Annotated in this window: 14 protein-coding genes and 1 other RNA gene; 1 reads left to right on the plus strand and 14 read right to left on the minus strand. The window is 69.4% G+C overall.

What is annotated here, in order from left to right:
* Positions 1 to 104: 104 nt before the first annotated feature.
* The 11 genes from AC5WJ1_RS10455 to AC5WJ1_RS10505 form a co-directional block, all read right to left on the minus strand.
* Positions 105 to 896, minus strand: coding sequence for an ABC transporter permease (locus tag AC5WJ1_RS10455; RefSeq protein ID WP_133096542.1), 792 nt, complete (start codon positions 894 to 896; stop codon positions 105 to 107).
* 52 nt (positions 897 to 948) lie between these two features.
* A complete protein-coding gene (locus tag AC5WJ1_RS10460) occupies positions 949 to 1,761 on the minus strand; it encodes an ABC transporter ATP-binding protein (RefSeq protein ID WP_135705511.1) in 813 nt (270 codons plus the stop codon).
* 116 nt (positions 1,762 to 1,877) lie between these two features.
* Complete coding sequence (locus AC5WJ1_RS10465; RefSeq protein ID WP_135705512.1) at positions 1,878 to 2,921, minus strand: ABC transporter substrate-binding protein; 1,044 nt, start codon at positions 2,919 to 2,921, stop codon at positions 1,878 to 1,880.
* Between the two features lie 207 nt (positions 2,922 to 3,128).
* A complete protein-coding gene (locus AC5WJ1_RS10470) occupies positions 3,129 to 4,160 on the minus strand; it encodes a Bug family tripartite tricarboxylate transporter substrate binding protein (protein ID WP_135705513.1) in 1,032 nt (343 codons plus the stop codon).
* A gap of 47 nt (positions 4,161 to 4,207) precedes the next feature.
* Complete coding sequence (locus tag AC5WJ1_RS10475) at positions 4,208 to 5,176, minus strand: hydroxymethylglutaryl-CoA lyase (protein ID WP_135705514.1); 969 nt, start codon at positions 5,174 to 5,176, stop codon at positions 4,208 to 4,210.
* Complete coding sequence (locus AC5WJ1_RS10480) at positions 5,173 to 6,369, minus strand: CaiB/BaiF CoA transferase family protein (protein WP_135705515.1); 1,197 nt, start codon at positions 6,367 to 6,369, stop codon at positions 5,173 to 5,175. Before AC5WJ1_RS10480 ends, AC5WJ1_RS10475 begins: the two co-directional genes overlap by 4 nt.
* Positions 6,370 to 6,555: 186 nt before the next feature.
* Positions 6,556 to 7,461, minus strand: a complete 906-nt coding sequence (locus AC5WJ1_RS10485; protein WP_063238140.1) for a LysR family transcriptional regulator — start codon at positions 7,459 to 7,461, stop codon at positions 6,556 to 6,558.
* Positions 7,462 to 7,517: 56 nt separating this feature from the next.
* Positions 7,518 to 8,144, minus strand: coding sequence for a recombination mediator RecR (recR, locus tag AC5WJ1_RS10490; protein WP_133096548.1), 627 nt, complete (start codon positions 8,142 to 8,144; stop codon positions 7,518 to 7,520).
* 8 nt (positions 8,145 to 8,152) lie between these two features.
* Complete coding sequence (locus tag AC5WJ1_RS10495; protein ID WP_012353187.1) at positions 8,153 to 8,485, minus strand: YbaB/EbfC family nucleoid-associated protein; 333 nt, start codon at positions 8,483 to 8,485, stop codon at positions 8,153 to 8,155.
* Positions 8,486 to 8,558: 73 nt separating this feature from the next.
* On the minus strand, positions 8,559 to 10,934 hold the full coding sequence (locus AC5WJ1_RS10500; protein ID WP_135705516.1) for a DNA polymerase III subunit gamma/tau: 2,376 nt from the start codon (positions 10,932 to 10,934) through the stop codon (positions 8,559 to 8,561).
* Positions 10,935 to 11,054: 120 nt separating this feature from the next.
* Positions 11,055 to 13,529 carry an adenosylcobalamin-dependent ribonucleoside-diphosphate reductase gene (locus AC5WJ1_RS10505; RefSeq protein WP_494476067.1) on the minus strand — a complete coding sequence of 825 codons (2,475 nt, stop codon included), beginning with the start codon at positions 13,527 to 13,529 and terminating at the stop codon, positions 11,055 to 11,057.
* A gap of 218 nt (positions 13,530 to 13,747) precedes the next feature.
* Between AC5WJ1_RS10505 and ffs the strand changes: the two genes are divergently transcribed.
* An RNA gene (gene ffs, locus AC5WJ1_RS10510) (signal recognition particle sRNA small type) lies at positions 13,748 to 13,846 on the plus strand.
* A 213-nt stretch (positions 13,847 to 14,059) separates the two neighbouring features.
* Here ffs and AC5WJ1_RS10515 read toward each other — a convergent pair.
* The 3 genes from AC5WJ1_RS10515 to AC5WJ1_RS10525 form a co-directional block, all read right to left on the minus strand.
* The gene (locus AC5WJ1_RS10515; RefSeq protein WP_240745884.1) at positions 14,060 to 17,683 is read right to left on the minus strand and encodes a UvrD-helicase domain-containing protein; all 3,624 of its coding nucleotides are present in this window, start codon (positions 17,681 to 17,683) and stop codon (positions 14,060 to 14,062) included.
* Complete coding sequence (locus tag AC5WJ1_RS10520; protein ID WP_135705518.1) at positions 17,680 to 20,595, minus strand: PD-(D/E)XK nuclease family protein; 2,916 nt, start codon at positions 20,593 to 20,595, stop codon at positions 17,680 to 17,682. The genes AC5WJ1_RS10515 and AC5WJ1_RS10520 overlap by 4 nt, the downstream gene beginning before the upstream one ends.
* Before the next feature lie 174 nt (positions 20,596 to 20,769).
* A complete protein-coding gene (locus AC5WJ1_RS10525) occupies positions 20,770 to 21,042 on the minus strand; it encodes a hypothetical protein (RefSeq protein ID WP_116322035.1) in 273 nt (90 codons plus the stop codon).
* Positions 21,043 to 21,100 lie beyond the last annotated feature (58 nt).

Here is a 21,100-nt window from a genome sequence, read left to right on the forward strand (position 1 = left end):
CGCCCTGCGCCCGCTGCTGACGGTGTCGGTCTGTTTCGGGGCCACAGGACTGTGTGCCGTCTCTCGCTTAAGGCAAAGGAAGCAAACCAGCGCGGACCCGGAGGTCAGAGCTTCTCCGTCTCCCCGCTCCTGGGCTGCCACTTCATCAGCCGCTTCTCGCCGATGCCGACCATCCAGTCCAGCATCAGCGCGAATGCCGTCAGCACCACGATGCCGGCAAACACCGTGTTGATGTCGAAGGTGCCCTCGGCCTGCAGGATCAGGTAGCCCACGCCGCGCGCCGAGCCCAGGTACTCGCCCACGACTGCACCGACGAAGGCCAGTCCCACCGAGGTATGCAGCGACGAAAACACCCAGCTGGTTGCACTCGGCAGGTACACATGGCGCAGCAGCTGATGCTGGTTTGCGCCCAGCATGCGCGCGTTGGCCAGCACCACCGGGCTCACTTCCTTCACGCCCTGGTAGACGTTGAAGAAGACGATAAAGAACACCAGCGTCACCGCCAGCGCCACCTTCGACCAGATCCCCAGGCCGAACCACACCGCGAAGATCGGCGCCAGGATCACGCGCGGCATCGAGTTCATCGCCTTGACGTAGGGATCCAGGATGGCCGAGGTCATCGGGCTCAGCGCCAGCCACAGGCCTACGCCGAGACCCGCCAGCGTGCCGATGCCGAAGGCCAGCACGGTCTCGAGCAGCGTCACGCCCAGGTGCAGGTAGATATCGCGCTCGATGAAAAACCAGTTCCAGATCCGCTGCGCGACCATCAGCGGTTCGCCAAAGAAGAAGGCGACCTGCTGCGAACGCGTGGCGATGTGCCAGATGCCCAGGATCACCACCAGCACCAGCAGCTGCCAGACGCGCAGCATGCCCTTGGAGTCGTTGCGGAATGCCATCAGGGTTCGGTTGTCGTTCGGTTGTCGTTGTGATGACGTAGCAATGGCAGGCTCAGGCCACCTTGAGCTGCTGCGCATAGCCCTTGAGCACTTCCTCGCGCAGCACGTCCCAGATCGCGGCGTGCAGTTCGACAAAGCGCGGATGATTGCGGATCTCGGCCACGTCGCGCGGGCGCGGCAGGTCGATGGCGAACTCGCCGATCGGATGCGTGGCCGGGCCTGCCGACAGCACCACCACGCGGTCGCTCATGGCGATGGCCTCGTCGAGGTCGTGGGTGATGAACAGCACCGCCTTGCGCTTCGCGGCCCACAGGTCCAGCACCTCGTTCTCCATCAGTTGTCGCGTCTGGATATCGAGCGCCGAGAACGGCTCGTCCATCAGGATGATGTCCGGGTCCAGCACCAGCGTCTGCGCCAGCGCCACGCGCTTGCGCATGCCGCCGGAGAGCTGGTGCGGATAGCGGTCGCCGAAGCCGCCCAGGCCCACGCGGCGCAGCCAGTCCTCGCCCTGCCGCACGGCCTCGGCGCGCGCCACGCCGCGGAATTCGAGCCCGGCGACGACGTTGTCGAGCGCGCTGCGCCACGGCATCAGCGCCTCGGTCTGGAACATGTAGCCGGCGCGCCGGTTGATGCCGCGCAGCGGCTCGCCGAACACGCGTACCTCGCCGCTGGAAGGCTCCAGCAGGCCCGCCCCGACGTTCAGCAACGTCGACTTGCCGCAGCCGGTCGGGCCGACCACCGAGACGAACTCGCCCGGCTGGATCGACAGCGTGACGTCCTTGACCGCGGTATAGCGCTGACTGCGGTCATCGCGCGAGACAAAGGTGCAGGTGACCTTGTCGAGGGAAAGTGCGGGAATGCTCATGGTGCACCGTGTCGTTCGCCATTCGTGCCGCTGGCGAGTGATGAGGGAATGCCTGCCGCTGCCGCAAAGCAAAGGCCCGCTGCGGGCAGCGGGCCGGTGGCGTGCGCGACGCGGTCTTACTTGTACTTGGCGTTGGCCTTCTGCACGAAGGCGTTGGTATAGGTCTCTTCCAGCTTGATCGGCTTGCCCTTCAGTTCGGCGTCGAACTGCTGCAGCGTGTTCAGCGCGGTGCGCGGACCATCGGCCGGCATGGTGCCGTCCGGCGAGATCGCTTCCTTGACCTTGTCCCACGCGGCCAGGTACAGCGCGCGGTCGCCAAGCAGGTAGCTTTCCGGCACGGTCTTGACGATGTCGGACGGGCCGGCCTTCTGCAGCCACTTCAGCGCGCGCACCATGGCATTGGTCAGCGCCTGGGTGGTGTTGGGGTTCTGCTGGATAAAGGCCTGCGATGCATACAGGCAGCCCGACGGCATGTTGCCGCCAAACACCGCCTGCGTGTCCTTGAGCGTGCGCGTGTCCGAGGCGATGCGCACCTCGTTCTTCTGCATCAGCATCGAGATCACCGGGTCGAGGTTGGCCATCGCATCGATCTGGCCCGAACGCATCGCCGCCACCGCGCCGGCGCTGGCGCCCACGCCGATGAACGACACGTCCGACGGCTTCAGGCCATGCTTGGCCAGCACAAAGTTGGCCATCATGTTGGTCGACGACCCCGGCGCGGTCACGCCGATCTTCTTGCCCTTCAGGTCGGCGATCGACTTGAAGTTAGGCATGGTCTTGTTCGACACCACCAGCACGATCTGCGGCGCACGGCCCTGCAGCACGAATTCCTGGTAGCGCTGGCCCTTGGCCTGCAGGTTGATGGTGTGCTCGTAGGCGCCCGAAACCACGTCGGCGCTGCCGCCCACCACGGCCTGCAGCGCCTTGGCGCCGCCGGCGAAGTCGACGATCTCGACGTCCAGGCCTTCGTCCTTGAAATAGCCCTGGCGCTCGGCGATGGTCAGCGGCAGGTAGTAGAACAGGTTCTTGCCGCCGACCGCGATGGTGACCTTGGTTTTCTCCGGCTTGCCCTGCGCCTGCGCATGACCGAAGGTGAACCAGCCGGCCAGGAACAGCGCCAGCGCGATCAGGAACTGCTTCCAGAATTTCTTGTTATACATGCTTGTCTCCTACCCGTTTCCTGTCCGTTTGTTGTCCATTTGGATTCGGACGGCGATGCGCGAAAGCACGGCGTGCCGCCGTGCGGCAAGTTGCGATGCTACCGGGTGGATGGAGGGTCCGCATCGGTATCTATACCTAGGCGGGCTCCTGGTGTGCTCCCCTCTCCCGCATGCGGGAGAGGGGAGACAACATCCGCGCTTCAATGCTTACTCAGCGTGAATATCCGCAGACTTGATCACCTTGCCCCAGCGCGCCAGTTCGGCCTTCTGGTACTGCGCCAGTTGCTGTGGGTTCATGTACTTCGCCTCGGCACCCAGTTCCTCCGCCTTCTTGCGGAAGGCTTCGGTGCGCATGATCTTCTCGATCTCGCCGGTCAGCTTGTCGACCACGGCCTTGGGCGTGCCGGCCGGCGCATACATTGCGAACCACGACGACACGTCGAGGTCGGGATAGCCCGCCTCGGGCGCCGACGGCACGTCCTTCAGGCTGGGCAGGCGCGTCTTGCTGGTCACCACCAGCGGGCGCAGCTTGCCGGCGGCGATATGCCCCATCAGCGGCGGCGGCGTGGTCATGGTCAGGTCGACCGTGCCGCCCAGCAGGTCGGTGATGGCCGGCCCGGTGCCCTTGTAAGGAACGTGCGCGATCTTGGTGCCGGCCATCTGGTTCAGCAGCTCGGTCGAGACGTGCTGCAGCGAACCGTTGCCCGACGACGCGTAGTTGAGCTTGTCCGGGTTGGCCTTGGCGTATGCGACCAGTTCCTTCAGCGACTTGACTGGCAGGTTCTGGCGCACCACCAGCACCTGCGGCGCCGACAGGATATTGGCCACCGGCGCGAAGTCCTTGACCGGATCCCACGACAGGTTCTTCATCAGCAGCGGCGTGATCACGTGGAAGCCCGAGTACTGCAGCATCAGCGTGTAGCCGTCCGGCTTGGCGCGCGCCACCAGCTGCGCGGCAATTCCGCCATTGCCGCCGGGCTTGTTGTCGACCACCACCGGCTGGCCAAGCGCCTTGGACAGCGGCTCGGAAATCATCCGTGCCGCGATGTCGGTGGTGCCGCCTGCCGCGGCGGATACCACCAGCGTGACCGGGCGGCTGGGATAGGCGTCCTGCGCCAGCGCGGCAGGCGCCAGCCACGCGGTACCGAGCGCGGCCAGCGTGGCAGCGACGGCCTTGCGCCGGGCGATAAGGGTGGACGTGGCCGGCTTGGCAGCGTTGCGTTGAAGGGCTTGCTTCATGAGGGTCTCCATTTGTATTGCTGTCTTGTTGTTGTCGGGGTGCGGCGCTAGGCCTGCACCGCGAAATGCTCCGCCATCCATCCCGGCGGCTGGTGCGTGCGCAGGCGCGGGCCGGCGCTGAGCAACTGGCTGTGGATGTCGCGCCCGACCAGCGCCGGCAGGCCGGCCACCGCGCCGAGCAGCGCGCCGAGGCTGACCCCGGTCTGCACGCCCATGCAGTCGAACATGTGGACCAGGTCCTCGGTGCTGACATTGCCGCTGGCCCCGGGTGCATAGGGGCAGCCGCCGAGGCCGCCGGCGGCCGCGTCGAAGCGGGTTACGCCGGTCTCCCATGCCGCCAGCGCGTTGGCCAGGCCCATGCCGCGCGTGTTGTGCAGGTGGATGGTCAGGCCGGTGCCGGGCAGCGCCGCCTGGAAGCGCTCGCACAGCGCGGCCACTTGCGTGGGATAGGCCATGCCGGTGGTGTCGCACAGCGTAATGCCCGCCGCGCCGGCTTCGGCGAAGCGCGTGGCCAGCGCCATCACCGCGCCGGCCTCGACCTCGCCCTCAAAGGGGCAGCCGAACACCGTCGACAGCGAGATATTGACCGGCACGCCGGCGGCGCTGGCGGCTTCGATCATCGCCAGCAACTGCGCCTGCGACTGCTCGCGCGTCATGCGCAGGTTGGCGCGGTTATGCGTCTCGCTGGCCGACATCACCAGGTTGACCTCGTCCGGCCGGCACGACAGCGCGCGTTCCAGCCCGCGCAGGTTGGGCACCAGCACGGTGTAGCGCACGCCGGGGAAGCGCTGGATCTGGTGCATCACCGCTTCGGCATCGGCGAGCGCGGGGATGGCGCGTGCCGACGTGAACGAGGTGGCTTCGATGCGGGCGAAGCCGCAGGCCGACAGCGCATCGACAAAGGCGACCTTGCCGTCGGTGGGCACCACCACCGGCTCGATCTGCAGGCCGTCGCGCGGCGCGACTTCATTGATTTCGACGCGGGCCGGGCCGCGCAGCTGGGCGGCGGCGCTCATGCGATCACCTTGCGCGCGCGCAGGTCGGCGATGGCGGCATCGTCGAAGCCCGCCTGCTTCAGCACCGCATCGGTATGCTCGCCCAACGTGGGCGCGCGGTCATGGATGCCGCCCGGGCTGGCCGACAGCTTGGGCACCACGCCCGGCACTTCCACGGTCAGGCCGCCGGCCGAGGTCACCGACTCGATCACGCCGCGGGCGCGGTAGTGCGGGTCTTCGGCAATATCCTTGACGGTATAGATGCGGCCCGACGGCACCTGCGCCTCGCGCAGCACCGCCAGCACCGATTCCACCGTCTGCGTGCGGGTCCAGTCGGCGATGGCGGCATCGATCTCGTCGACACGTTTCACGCGGCCGTCGTTCTGGGCCAGCGCCGGGTCATCGGCCAGGTCGGGCCGGCCGATGGCCAGCATCATGCGCTTGAAGATGGCATCGCCGTTGGCCGCCACCAGCACGTATTCGCCGCTGCTGCAGGGATAGGCGTTGGACGGGGCGATGCCCGGCAGCGCGCCGCCGGCGGGCTGGCGCACCGCGCCAAAGGCGGAGTATTCCGGCAGCAGGCTTTCACTCAGGTTGAACAGCGATTCATACAGCGCCACGTCGATCACCTGGCCCTCGCCGCCGCGCGCATCGCGCTGGTACAGCGCCAGCAGCACGCCCATGGCGCCGTGCAGCCCGGCGATGGTGTCGCCCAGCGACAATCCGGCGCGCACCGGCGCGCGGCCCGGCTCGCCGGTCAGGTGACGCAGTCCCGCCATGGCCTCGGCCACCGCGGCAAAGCCCGGCTCGTCTTTCTTGGGGCCGGTCTGGCCGTAGCCCGACACGCGCAGCATGATCAGGCGCGGGTTGTCGGCATGCAGCACGTCCCAGCCCAGGCCCCACTTTTCCATGGTGCCGGGGCGGAAGTTCTCGATCAGCACATCGGCCTCGGCGGCCAGCTTTCGCACCAGCGCCTGCCCTTCCGGCTGGCGCAGGTCGATGCAGATCGATTCCTTGTTGCGCGACTGCGCTTCCCACCACACCGACGTGCCCTCATGCAGCATGCGCCATTTGCGCAGCGGGTCGCCCTGCCCGGGCGGCTCTACCTTGATGATGTGGGCGCCGAAATCGGCCAGGGTTTTCGCGGCAAAGGGGCCGGCGATAAGTTGTCCGAGTTCGAGGACGCGGATGCCCTCGAGGATCTGTTGCGCCATGGCGTGTCTCCGTGCAATGCGGGGGATTCGTTGCGCCGCGGAAATTCGATCTGGTGATCGATACCGCCGCGTCTGTCATTGGCACGGAGTGTGCCCCAGCGAGGGGCGAGCCAGGAATCGGCAATCGGAGAAGCGGGCTTTCTCGGAACGCGAAAGGCTCCGGGGGGCACCTGGCGCCCCAGGACGTCAGAACGGCGCCTTGTCTCCGCAAAGATGGGTGATCAGCAGACGCGCCGACACCGTCAGGCCTGCAGGATCGCGCAGCCCGATCAGCAGCGAGCGGCGCGCCCACGCATCCTGCAGCGACACCAGCGACAAACCCATCGACTTGACGTGCGGCTCGGCCGCGATGCGCGGCAGCACGCCCACGCCGAGGCCGGCCATCACCATGCGGCACATGGCGTCGAAGCTGCGCACCTGGATGCGCAGCCGGAAGGGCCGGTCGAGCCGGCTGCTTTCTTCGAGCAGACGCGCCGCCAGCGAAGTTTCCTGCGGCAGGCTGACGAAGTCGAATTCGAGCGTATCGGCATACCGCACCGGGCCGCGTGCAGCCAACGGATGGTTGGGCGGCGTGATGATGACCAGTTCGTCCTGGCGGTACTCGACCGTCATCAGCCCCGCCGCTGGCGTGCGGTCGGCAAAGATGCCGACGTCGGCGCGGTTCTCCACCAGCGCGGCGACGATGTCGCGGCTGTTCTGTTCTTCCAGCTCGATGCGGATGGTGGGATGGCGCTGCATGAACGACGCCAGGTCGTCGGGCAGGAACTGCGTGATCGCCGACGTGTTGGCGCAGACGCGCACCTGCCCGCGCACGCCGGACGCATAGTCGGACATCACGCCAGCCATGCGCTCCACGTCCTGCAGGATGGTCAGCGCGTGGTGGAAGCAGGCCTGCCCGGCCTCGGTCAGCTGCACGCCGGCGGCATGGCGGAAAAACAGCGGCGCGCCCACCGCGGTCTCAAGGTCCGAGATGCGCTTGCTGGCGGCCGCCACCGCCAGGTGCGACTGGCGCGCGCCGGCCGAGATGCTGCCTTGGCGCGCCACGGCAACGAACAAGCCAAGCGTGACGAGATCGAAGCGGGCCAGGTTCATGGGACAGGCGGACGCGAAAAAGTCCGGCGCGGGCATGCCGCCCAGCGCCGCAGGGATCAGAGGTTGCGGCGGTCCATCACCGCCCGCGCGATGGTGCCGGCGTCGACGTATTCCAGCTCGCCGCCGACCGGCACTCCGCGCGCCAGGCGCGACACCTTGAGGCCGCGCGCCTTCAGCATTTCGCCGATGTAGTGCGCGGTGGCCTCGCCTTCACTGGTGAAGTTGGTGGCGACGATGACTTCGCCGACCGGCCCGCCCAGCTCCGGCTCGGTGGCGCGCGCCAGCAGCCGGTCCAGGTGGATCTCGCGCGGGCCGATGCCGTCCAGCGGCGACAGCCGGCCCATCAGCACGAAGTACTTGCCGCGGTAAGTGAGGGTCTGCTCGATCATGACCTGGTCGGCCGGCGTTTCCACCACGCACAGCAGCGCGGCGTCGCGGCGGTCATCCAGGCAGGTCTCGCAGATTTCCTGCTCGGTGAAGGTGTTGCAGCGCTGGCAGTGGCGGATATGGTCCGCCGCGCCGCGCAGCGCGTCGCCCAGCTTGCGCGCGCCCTCGCGGTCGTGCTGCAGCAGGTGGTACGCCATGCGCTGGGCCGACTTCGGCCCGACGCCCGGCAGCACCCGCAGCGCCTCGACCAGCGCCTGCAGCGAAGTCGGCGCGGAACCCTTCCCCCCCGCTTTCACGCTTGCCTTCAGAACGGCAGCTTGAAGCCCGGGGGCAGCGGCAGGCCGGAGGTCATCGAGCCCATCTTTTCCTGCGTGGTGGCCTCGGCCTTGCGCACGGCGTCGTTGAAGGCGGCGGCGACCAGGTCTTCCAGCAGGTCCTTGTCCTCGCCCTCGGCCAGCAGGCTGGGGTCGATGGTGACGCGCTTGACGTCGTTCTTGCAGGTCATGACCACCTTGACGAGACCGGCGCCGGACTGGCCCTCGACCTCGATCTGGGCCAGTTGCTCCTGCATCTTCTTCATGTTTTCCTGCATCTGCTGGGCTTGCTTCATCAGCCCGGCGAGTTGACCTTTCATCATGATGGAACGCTCCTGGATTCGGTAAAAAAATTCGGTGGTGGAAATTCGTGGCGGATGGCGCGGACTGGGGCTGTCAGGCCGCGCGCGGCTGGATCGAGCCCGGCACGATCTGGCCGCCAAAGTCGCGCAGCAGCCCTTGCACAAACGGATCGGCCTCGATCGCGGCCTCGGCTTCGCGCTGGCGCTCGGCACGGGCCTGGGCATCGGCCGCCGCGGCGGTGACCGCGACCGCGCCGACTTCGCACAGCACGCGCACGGGCTGGCCGAAGTGGTCGCACAGAACTTGCTGCAGGCGTTCGGCGACGCCGTTCTCGCCGAGGGCGGCCACCGGGATGCGCAGGTTGAAGGTCTTGCCGACCACCTGCGTCAGTTCGCTCTGGTACGCCAGCTGTTGCGCCAGGCCCTTGAGCGGCAGGCCGGCAGCCAGCACCGGCCAGTCGCCGGCGAAGACCGGCGGCGAGCCGTCTTCGGCCGGCGCGGGCGGGCGCGGGGCGACGTACTTGGCACCCTCGGCCGGTGCCGCGGGCGCAGCGGCCTCACGCACAGGTTCGGCTTCGCGTACGGGCGCGCTGGTGGCGCCGCTGCGTGGATTGACGCGGGCCGGCCGCTCGCTGAAACCGTTGTCGCTGAAGCCGTTGTCTCGCTCGTCCGCACGGAAACCGGGGTCGCTGTCATAGGGGCCGATCACCGGCAAGTCCGGCGGCAGGTCTTCCCATGGCGGCACATCGCTGCCGCCGGACATCTCCCACGGCGGCACCGATTCGGGTTCGGACTGGCGAGCGGCCGGACCTGGCCTGGCGGGCGCGGCCGATGGCTGCGGCACAGCGCGCTGTGCCGGTGCCTGCGGTGCCGGCCGCGCAGGCGCCGCGGCGGGACGGCTGACGGCAGATGCACCGGGCGCGCGCAAGGGCTGTGCCGGCGGACGCTGCGCGGGAGCCGCTGCGGCGGCGGGCGCGGCAGGCGGCGGGGCATTGCGCGCGCCACCGCGCGCGGATGCGGCACGGGCGGCCGCCAGCGCGGCACGGGCCGGCGACATGGCAGCATCCGGCGCTGGGCGCGCGGGTGCGGCGGGCGCAGCCGGTGCGGTGGTTGCAACGGGCTCGGCCACCGGTTCGGATACGGGCGCCGGCGCCGCCGGCTTTGCCGCCACGGGCATCGGCGCCGCTACAGCGGAAGGTGCAGCGGAAGGTGCAGCGGAAGGTGCAGCGGAAGGTGCAGCCGGTGCTGCCGCCACGGCGGCATGCCGGGGCGTGGCCGGATCGGCCGCCAGCGCCGCACTGCGCGGCCGCGACGGCGCGGCGCCGCCGCCCTGCCCTTGCGCCACGGTCGGGGGCGTCGGCTCCGGCGACGCCGAGGGCCGGAACGCCAGCATGCGCAGCAGCGTCATGGTGAAGCCGGCGTACTCGTCCGGCGCCAGCGCCAGCTCATTGCGGCCGAGGTTGGCAATCTGGTAGAAGAGCTGCACCTCCTGCGCGTCGAACACGCCGGCGAGGCGGCGCACATCGTCCGCCTCCGGCCATTCCTCCTGCACCGAAGCCGGCACGGCCTGCGCCAGCGCCACCTTGTGCAGCAGCGAAGCCAGGTCCTGCAGCGCGCCGGCAAACGACAGGCTGCGGTCGGCCATGGCATCGGCGATGCCCAGCATGGCGGCACCATCTTCGGCGGCGAGCGCATCGAGCAGCTGCACCAGGAAACCCTGGTCGATCGCGCCCAGCATGCCGCGCACTGCTTCCTCGGAGACCTGTCCCGCGCTGTAGGCGATGGCCTGGTCGGTCAGCGACAGCGCATCTCGCATCGAGCCGTGCGCGGCCTGCGCCAGCAGCCGCAGCGCGTTGCCGTCATGGGCAATGCCTTCCTGCGCCAGGATATGGTCCAGGTGCGAGACGATATGCCCTGGCGGCATCTGCTTGAGGTTGAACTGCAGGCAGCGCGACAGCACCGTGACCGGGATCTTCTGCGGATCGGTGGTGGCGAGGATGAACTTGACGTGCCCGGGCGGCTCTTCCAGCGTCTTCAGCATGGCGTTGAAGGCGTGGTTGGTGAGCATGTGCACTTCGTCGATCATGTAGACCTTGAAGCGCCCGGTGCCCGGCGCGTAGACCGCCTTGTCGAGCAGCTGCGCCATCTCGTCGACGCCGCGGTTGGAGGCGGCGTCCATCTCGATGTAGTCGACGAAGCGGCCGCTGTCGATCTCGGTGCAGGCCTTGCACACCCCGCATGGCTGGGCGGTGATGCCGCCGTTACCGTCAGCGCCGGTGCAATTCAGGGCCTTGGCCAGGATCCGCGAGAGCGTGGTCTTGCCGACCCCGCGCGTGCCGGTGAACAGGTAGGCGTGGTGCAGCCGCTGCTGTTCCAGCGCGTGCGTGAGCGCGCGGACCACGTGCTCCTGGCCGACCAGCGTGGTGAAATCCCTGGGGCGCCATTTGCGCGCTAGAACTTGATAACTCATGGCGGCGATTGTAGCAAATGGCGACCGCCCGCAACCCGCGGCGGGGCCGGAGTTTGCGGCCTGGAGCGCAGGCCTGCCAGCGGCGCCGCGCCGCTGGCGGGTTTCAGGCGCGGGACGGCCTCAGCCGCATTCGCCCACGTAGCCGCAATTGGCGCATTTCGCACAGCCGTCGACCTTGTGCAGGGCGTGCGCGCCACACTCCGGGCAAGGCTTGCCGGTGCCCACGCCGGGAGTGGCCACGCCGGCGCCGGCCTGGACCGCGATCCCGGCCTCCGCCCCGCCCGCCTCGCGCTGCGCCAGGCGGGCTGCCAGCGCCGCCACCGGCACCTGCCCGCCTTCCGCATCGAGGAAGCCGCGCTTGATCAGGATGCGCTGCAGCGCATAGCCGAGCGCCGCCACTTCCGAGTCATGGAAGCGCGGCACCTCGGTGCCGTCCTGCCGCACCAGCGAGCCATAGCGCACGGTACCCTTGTCCCACACCACGTTGCGCATGTCGGCCAGCGCCTTGGCGACCGAGCCGCCCGAGCGCGCCACCATCGACAGCAGCCGCATGGTCGAGGTGATCCACTGCTGGCCCTCGCTGCGCTGCCCCGCCGGCATGAAGAACTCCACCGGCCGCTCGATGGCCACGGGCCTGCCGTCGGCGACGCCCGCCACGCGCATGAAATTGACGGTCAGGTAGACGGTCTTGTGGCCTTCGTAGGTCAGGTATTCGACCTTGGAGGTCACGCCCTCCAGGTCGCCGACCGGCCGGCTGTTGAACGGGCGCACCAGCGGGTTGTCGTCGGCCACCGCAGCAGGCGCTGCCGCCGGGGCGTCGACCGACAGCACCGCGCCAAGCACCGGATTGGGGCGATAGGTCGCCAGCCCCTTCAGCCCCGCCTGCCAAGCCTCCAGGTACAGGTGGCGGAAGGCCTCGTACGGATAGTCCTCCGGCACGTTGACGGTCTTGCTGATGCTGGTGTCGATATACGGCTGCACCGCTTCCAGCATGCGCATATGGTCCAGCGCCGACATCTGCAGCGCCGTGACAAAGCTGTCCGGCAGCTGCGCCATGTCGGCGCCCATGTGACGGTAGAGGCGCCAGGCGTGGTCCGCCACCTCGAACGAGCGGTAGCTGTTGTCCGGCATCCGCTTGCGGCGGTTGTAGGTCCAGGAGAAGGCCGGCTCGATGCCGTTGGAGGCATTGTCGGCAAAGGCAAGCGTGATCGTGCCGGTCGGCGCGATCGACAGCAGGTGCGAATTGCGCAGGCCGTTGCGCGCAATGGCATCGCGCACGGCCTGCGGCAGCCGGCTGGCGAAGCCGCTCTGCAGGTAGGCGTCGACATCCAGCAGCGGGAAGGCACCCTTCTGCGCCGCCAGTTCGGTCGAGGCCAGGTAGGCCTCGTCGCGCATGCGCTCGGCAATGCGCGCCGCCAGTTGCCGCGCCGGCTCGGTGTCGTAGCGCAGGCCCAGCATCACCAGCGCGCTGCCCAGCCCCAGGAAACCCAGGCCGACGCGGCGCTTGGCGTGGGCCTCGGCCTGCTGCTCGGGCAACGGCCAGAAGGTCACGTCGAGCACGTTGTCGAGCATGCGCGTGGCCACGCGCACCACTTCGGCAAAGGCATCGAAGTCGAATTCAGCCTGCGGCGAGAACGGCTGGCGCACGAAACGCGTCAGGTTGATAGAACCCAGGCAGCAGCAGCCATACGGCGGCAGCGGCTGCTCGGCGCAGGGATTGGTGGCCTCGATGCGCTCGCAGTAATAGAGATTGTTGTCGGCATTGATGCGCGACAGGAACAGGATGCCAGGCTCGGCGTGGTCGTAGGTGGCCTGCATCACCTGATCCCACAGCTGCCGTGCCGGCAGGCGGCGGTACACCCACTGGTCGTCGTCGCGGCGATAGGCGCCGGCGGCGATCATGTCGGCGCCGGGCTCGGCTTCATGGATCAGCTCGACCTCGCCGTCGGCCTGCACCGCGCGCATGAATTCGTCGGTGACGCCGATCGAGATATTGAAGTTGGTGAGGTCGCCCTTGTCCTTGGCGTGGATGAAGCTCTCGATATCGGGATGGTCGCAGCGCAGCACGCCCATCTGCGCGCCGCGGCGCGCGCCGGCGGATTCCACCGTCGCGCACGAGGCATCGAATACCTTCATGAACGACACCGGCCCCGACGCGCGCGAATGCGTCGCACGCACCAGCGCGCCCGCCGGCCGGATCGCCGAGAAGTCATAGCCGACGCCGCCGCCGCGGCGCATGGTTTCGGCCGCCTGCGCCACCGCGGTGTAGATGCTGGGCCGGCCGTCGCGCGCTTCCGACACCGAGTCGCCCACCGGTTGCACAAAGCAGTTGATCAGCGTGGCCTGGATACCGGTGCCGGCGGCGGAATTGATGCGCCCGGCGGGCACGAAGCCGTTTTCCTGCGCCCACAGGAAGCGCGCGCTCCAGGCCTCGCGCTGGTCCTCCGGCTCGGCCTGGGCCAGCGCCAGCGCCACACGCTGCCTGACGTCGGCAATGCTGCCTTCTTCGCCTTTGGCGTATTTTTCGATCAGGACTTCGGTGGAGATTTCCTGCGGCGCCATGGCACCGTGAATGATCTGGTCGTTTGCGTTCATGTCTGGGCTCACCACGCTCCGAAGTTGGGTGAATCGGTGGATCCGGGACGCGCATCGCCGGCGCGCCGCGCCGCTGCAATGCGGCGGCCTGTCATGGTCGGGCCAGCGCGGCCTGCACTGCCTGCGCCAGATCAAGCCGGCGCCTTGCCGCATGCAATGACCCATGGCGGACAAGGCAATTCGACGCGATGCCTCGGACTAGGTTACAATGCCGCTCGGACGGGCCTCCTCGCATGGTGGCGCGGTCAACCTGGTCAGGTCGGGAACGAAGCAGCCACAGCCGTTTTCCACCAGTGCCGAGGGTCAGGCTCGTCCACCTCCCCGCTATCCCTCCTGCTTCACCCTTCCACCGCTTCACCCCACGCTTACGCGAACAGCTTTCCGCATCGTTTCCGCATCGACATGCGCACGCCGCCTGCAGCGCCGTCCCTGTCACTTTAGTACAGCATGCCATCTGGCGCGCGCCGGACCCGGCGCACCCACGGCCCATTCTGCGCCGATTTGCGGAAGCTGTCCGGCGCGATCGCCACTCAGAATAGCGAACCCTGCTGCGTCAGCATCGGCGGCGCCAGCCGCTCGGCGGGAATCCACTGGCCGTCGGCAGTGGCCACGCCGGCCTCGATGCGCTTGCCCGGGAACAGCGGCGCGACCGCCGCCACGTAGCGCCCCAGCTGCGCGCGATAGGCGGCGTGCTCCTGCGGCAGCAGCCTCAGCTTGTAGTCGACGATGACGACGCGGTCGTCGAACTCGACCAGCCGGTCGATGCGCAGCAGCCGGCCGCGCGCGTCATACAGCTCGACTTCATTGCGCGCGCTGCCGGCCTCGTCCGACGACAGCAGTGGCGCCAGCGCCGGCGCGCCCAGCATCGCGCGCACCGCCGCGAGCGCTTCATCTACCTGCTCGCGCCACGCTTGCCGTGCCTCGACGGTATGCGCGCCGGTGAGCGGGAACCAGCGCAGCACCGTGTCGATGTCCGGAATGCCGGCAAAGGCTTCCGGATAGCGCGTCAGCCGCTCCAGCAGGGCGTGCACCAGTTCGCCGTGGCGGGCTGCCGCGGCGTTGAAGACGATGCCGTCGTCTGCCGACGGACCCTCCTCGGCCCGCGCGTCGTCCTCGAACGATGGCAGCGCCCCGGCGTCGCGGTAGCGCAGGCGGAAGTCGGTGAAGCGCACCGGCTCGCTCAGGCGTGCCAGTACTGGCGCCTCGCTGTCGCCCGCTTGTTCCGGTTGCCCTGGGTACGCGGGCAACATCTCGCCCACGCCCGCGCCCTGCAGCCACACGTACCAGCTGCCGGCGATTTCCGCGTTGTTCTCGCCGGCGGCGGCGCGACTGGCGCGGCCCTTCACGCCGCTGACCAGCAGGCCCTGCTGCGCCCGCGTCATGGCGACGTAGAGCAGGTTCCAATTCTCCCGCTCGCCCAGCGCAGCCTCGGCCTCGAACATCGGCGCGCGCGCCAGTCCGCGTTCGCTGCGCTTGCCATACGCCGAGAAATGCCGCGGCACCGGCGACGACGGCGGCCAGTCGACCAGGATCCCGCCCTTGTCCGCGGCGGGATCGCTGTGGTTGGCATCGAGAAGCACCACGAACGGCGCCTCCAGGCCCTTGGCCGCATGCACGGTCAGGATGTGAACTGCGTCGAGGCCGGCAAAGGCGGCATCGTCCTCCGCCGGTTCGACGTCTTCGGCGTTGTCGCCCATGCCGCCTTCGTCGGGGCTCTCGCCCTCGTCGCCACGGCGGATCTCCTGCAGCTCGTCGATGAACTTGGGCAGGCTCGGGTAACGGCCGCCGTCCAGATCCAGCGACAGCTTCAGGAAGGCATCAAGATTGGCCAGCACCTGCTCGCGGATATCCGGCGGCGCGGCTTCGGCATAACGGCGCCGGACTTCGCCGCCGTGGAAGATCTGGTCGATCAGGTCGTGCACCGGCTGGTGCGGCGCGACGCGCAGCCACTGGCGCAGCCGCGGCACGCCTTCGCGCAATGCGTCCGAGACGTGCCCGGGCAGGCCGCTGGCTTCGATGCGCGCCCACCAGCCGCCCTCGCCTTCCAGCTGCGCCAGGGCCAGCAGGTCATCGTCGGTCGCGCCGACCAGCGGGCTCTTGAGCACATGGGCGAGATCGAGATCGGACTCCGGTGTCATCAGGAAGGCCAGCAAGGCCGACAGGTCCAGCGCTTCCAGCGTGGCCAGCAGGCCGCCGCGGCGCGGGCTCAGGCATGGGATGCCTCCCTCGCGCAGCGCGCGCTCGTAGTCGGCGAGATGGGTCTTGCGGCGCACCAGCAGGTGCATGTCGCTCCAGCGGGCGGGGCGCGTGGCGCCGTTCTCGTGGACCGGCACGGTGTCGCGCACATGGCGCAGCCACGCGGCCACACGCCGGCCTTCCTCCAGGCGCAGCGAATCGCCGGCCTGCCGGCGCGGCTGCAGCAGCGTGTCGCGGTGCATGGCGCCGTCGCCGGCCTGCGCTTCCGTCTCGCTCGCTTCGCTGTCGCCCGCCTTGCCTTCGGCTTTCTCTTCGGCCTCTACCAGCGGCAGCAGCCACACCGGACCGCCGCCTTCGGCCAGCGCCGAGGTCTGCGTCTCGTACAGCGGGTAGCGCCCTTCCGCGCGCGCCGCGTCGAACACGGCATTGACCCACTCCAGCACCTCGGCGCGATTGCGCCGGGTGCGGTTGGTGCGCAGCACCGTCGCCCCGAACGCGTCGCGCAGCATCTCGCCGGCAGCGCCGAACAGGCGCGCGTCGGCGCGGCGGAAGCGGTAGATCGACTGCTTGGGATCGCCCACAAGGAACACCGTCGGGCGCTCGCCCAGGCCTGCGTAGCCAGCCAGCCAGCCCTGCAGGATGCGCCACTGCAGCGGGTTGGTGTCCTGGAATTCGTCGAGCAGCAGGTGGCGGTAGCGCGCATCGAGCCGCACCTGCAGGTAGGTCGCGGTCTCTTCGTCGGACATCAGCTGCGCGGCCTGCCATTCGAGGTCGGCGAAGTCCATCGCGCGCTGTTCCTGCTTGTGCTGCTGGTAGCGCGTCAGCAACGCGTCGCCGATGCAGAACAGCGCCTGGTTGATGGCGAGCACCGCGGCCTCGCAGCAGCGGGCGCTGATCTCGTCGAGCATCGCGCAGATGGAAGCATGCTGGTCGAGCAGCGTATCGACCATGCCCTCGCCTCCCGCGGCCTTGACGAGGGCGTTGGTCCGGCGCAGCGAGCGCGGCTCGCCCGTGGTGGTGAAGAACGCCGCGCGCAATTGTGCGAACACGCGTTCGGCGGCCTTGCCCGGCGCCGCGCCGGCTTCGCGCCAGGCAGTAATGGCCATCAGCGCGTCGGTGATGCGCGTGGCATGGGTCTGCTCGGTCTTGCCGCCGCCGCCCAGGCGCAGTGCCAGCGTCTCGCAGGCATCGCGCCAGCCTTCGTCGGCCAGCGCCTGCAGCAGCACGTCGCCCTGGGCGTCTTCACCAAGGCAGTCGGACAGCGCCTGCAGCGGGCTGCCGCCCTCCTGCATCGCCCACCATTCGCTGCGGGCGTGGAACATGGCGTCGAGCAGCGCGCGCGCCTGGAAGTCCCCCACGGTGTCGACCAGCGTTTCCCATGCGGCGCGCAGGTCTTCGTATTGCGGCGTGGCCAGCGCGCGCCAGACCGGCGCCCACGCTTCACGCTTCATGCGCAACGCATCTTCGCGCAGCGACGCGCCGGGCACGATGCCCGACGCCAGCGGCGCGCCGCGCAGCAGCGTGCCGAACCAGCCGTGGAAGGTATCGATGGCCATGCGCCCGGGCGCGGCCAGCACCTGCGCGTGCAAGCGGCGCGCGCGCGGCAGCGCCTCACGGGCGGCCTCCGGGCTCAGGCCGCGCTGCACCAGCGCGGCGATGACGTCGTCGTCGGGATCGCGCGACAGTTGCGCCAGCACTTCCAGCAGGCGGTCGCGCATTTCTTCGGCAGCCTTGCGCGTGAAGGTGATCGCGAGGATCTCGTGCGGCGCGGCGCCGGCCAGCAGCAGGCGCACCAGGCGCGCCACCAGCAGCCAGGTCTTGCCGCTGCCGGCGCAGGCCTCGACCACGACGGAGCGCGCAGGATCGCAGGCCGCGCGGGTGAACTCGGCCTCCGACACGGGATGGCCATCGCGCTGGTAAGGCTGGACCTGGGTATTGAGCGGATCGTGGACCATCATGTTTTCAGCACCGGCACGGCGGTGGATTCCCAGAAGCCCTTGCGGCACAGGCCGCGGGCGGTGCAATACACGCAGGCCGAGGCATCGCCAAATGCTGGAAGCTTAGCCCCCTGCCGCAGCCGCATCACGTCATGGCGCATCTGCCGTTCGAGCCAGGTGACGGCGGCCTGGAAGTCGGGCAGCCCGACCTCGCGTTGCGCTGCCGCCGAGGTGTCGCGCGCGCTTTCCTTCGCGCCTTCAAGCGACACCCAGCTGCCGTCCACCGCATCGGCGCGCAACAGCCCGTAGAACGGCAGCTGGCAGTCTTCCTCGACCTCGGCCAGCTTGCGCTTGAGCCGCGTGGCACTCTGCGTCTTGTAGTCGAGCACCGCATGCGCGCCGTCCGGCCCCTGGTCGAGCCGGTCGATGCGTCCGGTCAGCCGCAAGGGCTGGCCGTCGGGCATGGGCAGGTCGATGCCGGCATCGAGCTCGCCGCCGCGCCAGAACCAGCCCTCGGCCTCGCGCGCCGACTGCCAGGCGACATACGACGACAGCACCTCGCACCAGCGCCGGTAATAGGCAATGGCATTGCCGTCCTCGGCCATCAGCGCGCCGAACACATCGTCCGAAATCTCGCGCAGCCGCGCCAGGCGCTGGTCTTGCGGCAGCGTTTCGCCGCGCTCGCGGCGCGCGTGCAGGTCCTTGTGGTAGCGCAGCAGCACGCGGTGCAGGTGCTCGCCGATCTCGCGCTTTTCCAGTTCGTCGCTGACGGTCTCGAGCCCGGCGAGGCCGAGCATGCGGCCGGCGAAGAACTGGTACGGGCAGCGGCGCAGCATGTTGTAGGCCTGCGCGCTCCAGCGCTGCGGCACCAGCTCCGGCAACGCGGACGGCGCGGGCATGCCTTGCGGTTCGGCGAAGGTTTCATGGGCCTGCGGCACGGCGTTGCCGTCGATGACGACGCCGCTGCGTGCGCAGCATGCCGCCAGCCGCTCGATCCAGCCCGACACGTGATGCGGTTCGCCGCGGCCGCCGAAGCGCTGCCAGGTCATCACCACGTCGGCGTTGTTCAGCAGCACCTCCGCCAGGTCGCGCGCCTGCTGGGCGAAGCGCGCCTCGCGGTCTTCGAGGTCCAGCTCGCGGCGCATCTGGTTGGAGAAGAACATCAGCTCGGCCGCGCTCGACGGCAATTGCGCATCGTCGCAACCTACGATCACCACGCCCTCGAAACGGCGCATGCGCGCGCCGTTCAGCGGCAGGATGGTGATGCGCGCCGGGCCGCTTGCCGAAGGCTCCTTGTATGCGACCGATTCGAGCAGCGCCGACAACATGGCGCGGAACTCGCCCTGCGACAGCGTGGCGTGGCCGCCGGTTTCATCGTGCGGCAGCTCCTGCAGCCGGGCCAGTGCGTCGAGCAGCTGGCTGCCGGCATCGTCGGCGGCCAGCGCGGCGCGCATGCCAAGGCCGTCGAGCATGCCGTCGAGCCGCTCCAGCCACGTTGCCAGCGGATGCTGCGCAAGGCCGCGCGGCCAGCGTGCCGCCTCGTCGGCCAACACGGCGACCAATGCACGTGCGGCGCGACGCGGCGCCTGGGCTGCCTCGTCCGCCTGTTCGTCCGCCTGTTCGTCCTCGTAGCTGCCAGGCTCGGGCGCGCTGGTCGGTACGCTGCCGAACAATTGCCGAAGGCGCGGCCAGCCGCCGGTGATGCCCTCGCGCCGCACCTGGCGCTCCAGCAGCGCGATGGCCGCGCCGCGCTCGGCGAAATCGGGCAGGCAGAACGGGCTTTTCAACAGGTCGAGCAGCGCCGCGGTATCGCCGTCGCGCACCAGCAGGTCGAACCAGCGCATCAGCGCGGCGGCCGCGCGTGTGGTCGACAGCTTCCAGCCGGTCTCGTCGCGCACCGGTGCGCCGGCACGCGCCAGCAGCGCCCGCGCGCGCCGCGCCACCACGCGGTCATGGGCCACCAGCGCAACCTGGCGGCGGCCTTCGTTGAGCCATTGCACCAGCTGCGCCGCTGCGGCCGCGGCTTCGTCCTCGAAGCGCGCGCTGCCGATCACGCGGATGGCCGGGCGTTGTTCGGGCAGTGCCGGCATGGCGGGCGGCGCAGTGACGTCTCCATCTTCGGCAATCCGTGCTTCGGGCCACAGCGACAGCAGCGTCTGGTACCAGTCGGCGGCGTCCGCATCGGAGTCCACATCTCCCTGCCCCGCCCAGTCGTACCCGACCTGCAGTACCGGCACCAGTTCGGCGGCATCGCGCAGGAACGCGGCTTCGAGCGGCGTAGGGGGCGTCGGCGCGATCCACACCACCGGGCCGCGCAGCTGCTGCGACAGTTCGCGCAGCGCGCGGCGCCGCGCCGGCAGCGGATCGTCGGGCCCCGACAGCGCCTGCCAGAACGCCAGCACGATGCGCGCCTCTTCGCCGAGGAAGCGTTCGGACAGGTGCGAGTAGGTGCGTTCCAGCGCGCCCTGCAGCAACGCGGCGCGGTCGTCGCCGTCAATGTCGTCGTCATCGCGGATGGCGGCGTCCTCGAGCCAGCGCGCATTCAGCTCGTCGCAAATCGCAAGCAGCGTTTGCGACAGGCCCCACGCCGCGGTCTCGTTCTGCGCGCCGAAGGCGCGGCGCAGCCATTCTTGCCCGCGCACGGCCTGTTGCACCGCCAACAGCCGCGCCGCATGGCTGCGTAACGGCGTGCCGTCGGGCGGCAGGTCCAGCAGCCAGTGGCCCAGCGTCAGCACGCGCGGCAACAGGCGCGGCCGTCCGGCCGCACGCGCGGCGGCATCGAGCGCCTCGCGCACGCCAGGAATCTGCGCGGCGGTCGGCACCACTACGTGTGCGCCGGCTTCGGGCGCGCCGCAGCGGTCCAGGAAAAACCAGGCAGCAGTGGCCGCCTGCTCGAGGAAATCAGGGCCAGGGCGAAAACTCAGCGACGTCATGGGCTCTTGAGCCGCAGCGCGGCGTGGCTGCGGTAACTGCATCGGTCGGGGAAGAAGTCAGGCGTCAGGGCGTCAGGGGGCAAAGAGAATACCGCACGCCGCCGGCCAGCACGGCCGGCGGCGATTCATGGAAGGGCCCCGGTGGGCGGAGCGGCTTGCGCGCGGGCGGGCCGCTCAGTGCGTGCCGCCCTCCAGCCTGGCGCGGATCTCGCGCGCGGTCTCGAGCAGGCCCTCGTAGCCGGAGCGCGCATGCTCGGGCAGGTCCGGGTCGCCCACCAGGGTACCCAGCGTCTCGATGATGCTGTAGACCAGGCCCTTGGCGGCGCCGCTGGCAATGCTGTTGGTCTCGACCGCGCTGCTGATATGGTCCAGCGCATCGCTCAGGTGGTCCACGTCCGGCGCCTGGCCGGACTCGGGCTGGGTAGGCTTGCGGGGATCGGTGTTCATATCGATGACCTTGTCGATGGCCGCCTTGTCGATGGCCTTCTGGGGAGAGCAGGGTTCG

The organism is Cupriavidus sp. MEYA8 (genome assembly GCF_059278825.1).

Coding starts and splice junctions, on each gene's coding strand:
- AC5WJ1_RS10455 (WP_133096542.1), bottom strand. CDS start 896: ATGGCATTCCGCAACGACTCCAAGGGCATGCTGCGCGTCTGGCAGCTG.
- AC5WJ1_RS10460 (WP_135705511.1), bottom strand. CDS start 1,761: ATGAGCATTCCCGCACTTTCCCTCGACAAGGTCACCTGCACCTTTGTC.
- AC5WJ1_RS10465 (WP_135705512.1), bottom strand. CDS start 2,921: ATGTATAACAAGAAATTCTGGAAGCAGTTCCTGATCGCGCTGGCGCTG.
- AC5WJ1_RS10470 (WP_135705513.1), bottom strand. CDS start 4,160: ATGAAGCAAGCCCTTCAACGCAACGCTGCCAAGCCGGCCACGTCCACC.
- AC5WJ1_RS10475 (WP_135705514.1), bottom strand. CDS start 5,176: ATGAGCGCCGCCGCCCAGCTGCGCGGCCCGGCCCGCGTCGAAATCAAT.
- AC5WJ1_RS10480 (WP_135705515.1), bottom strand. CDS start 6,369: ATGGCGCAACAGATCCTCGAGGGCATCCGCGTCCTCGAACTCGGACAA.
- AC5WJ1_RS10485 (WP_063238140.1), bottom strand. CDS start 7,461: ATGAACCTGGCCCGCTTCGATCTCGTCACGCTTGGCTTGTTCGTTGCC.
- AC5WJ1_RS10495 (WP_012353187.1), bottom strand. CDS start 8,485: ATGATGAAAGGTCAACTCGCCGGGCTGATGAAGCAAGCCCAGCAGATG.
- AC5WJ1_RS10500 (WP_135705516.1), bottom strand. CDS start 10,934: ATGAGTTATCAAGTTCTAGCGCGCAAATGGCGCCCCAGGGATTTCACC.
- AC5WJ1_RS10505 (WP_494476067.1), bottom strand. CDS start 13,529: ATGAACGCAAACGACCAGATCATTCACGGTGCCATGGCGCCGCAGGAA.
- AC5WJ1_RS10515 (WP_240745884.1), bottom strand. CDS start 17,683: ATGATGGTCCACGATCCGCTCAATACCCAGGTCCAGCCTTACCAGCGC.
- AC5WJ1_RS10520 (WP_135705518.1), bottom strand. CDS start 20,595: ATGACGTCGCTGAGTTTTCGCCCTGGCCCTGATTTCCTCGAGCAGGCG.
- AC5WJ1_RS10525 (WP_116322035.1), bottom strand. CDS start 21,042: ATGAACACCGATCCCCGCAAGCCTACCCAGCCCGAGTCCGGCCAGGCG.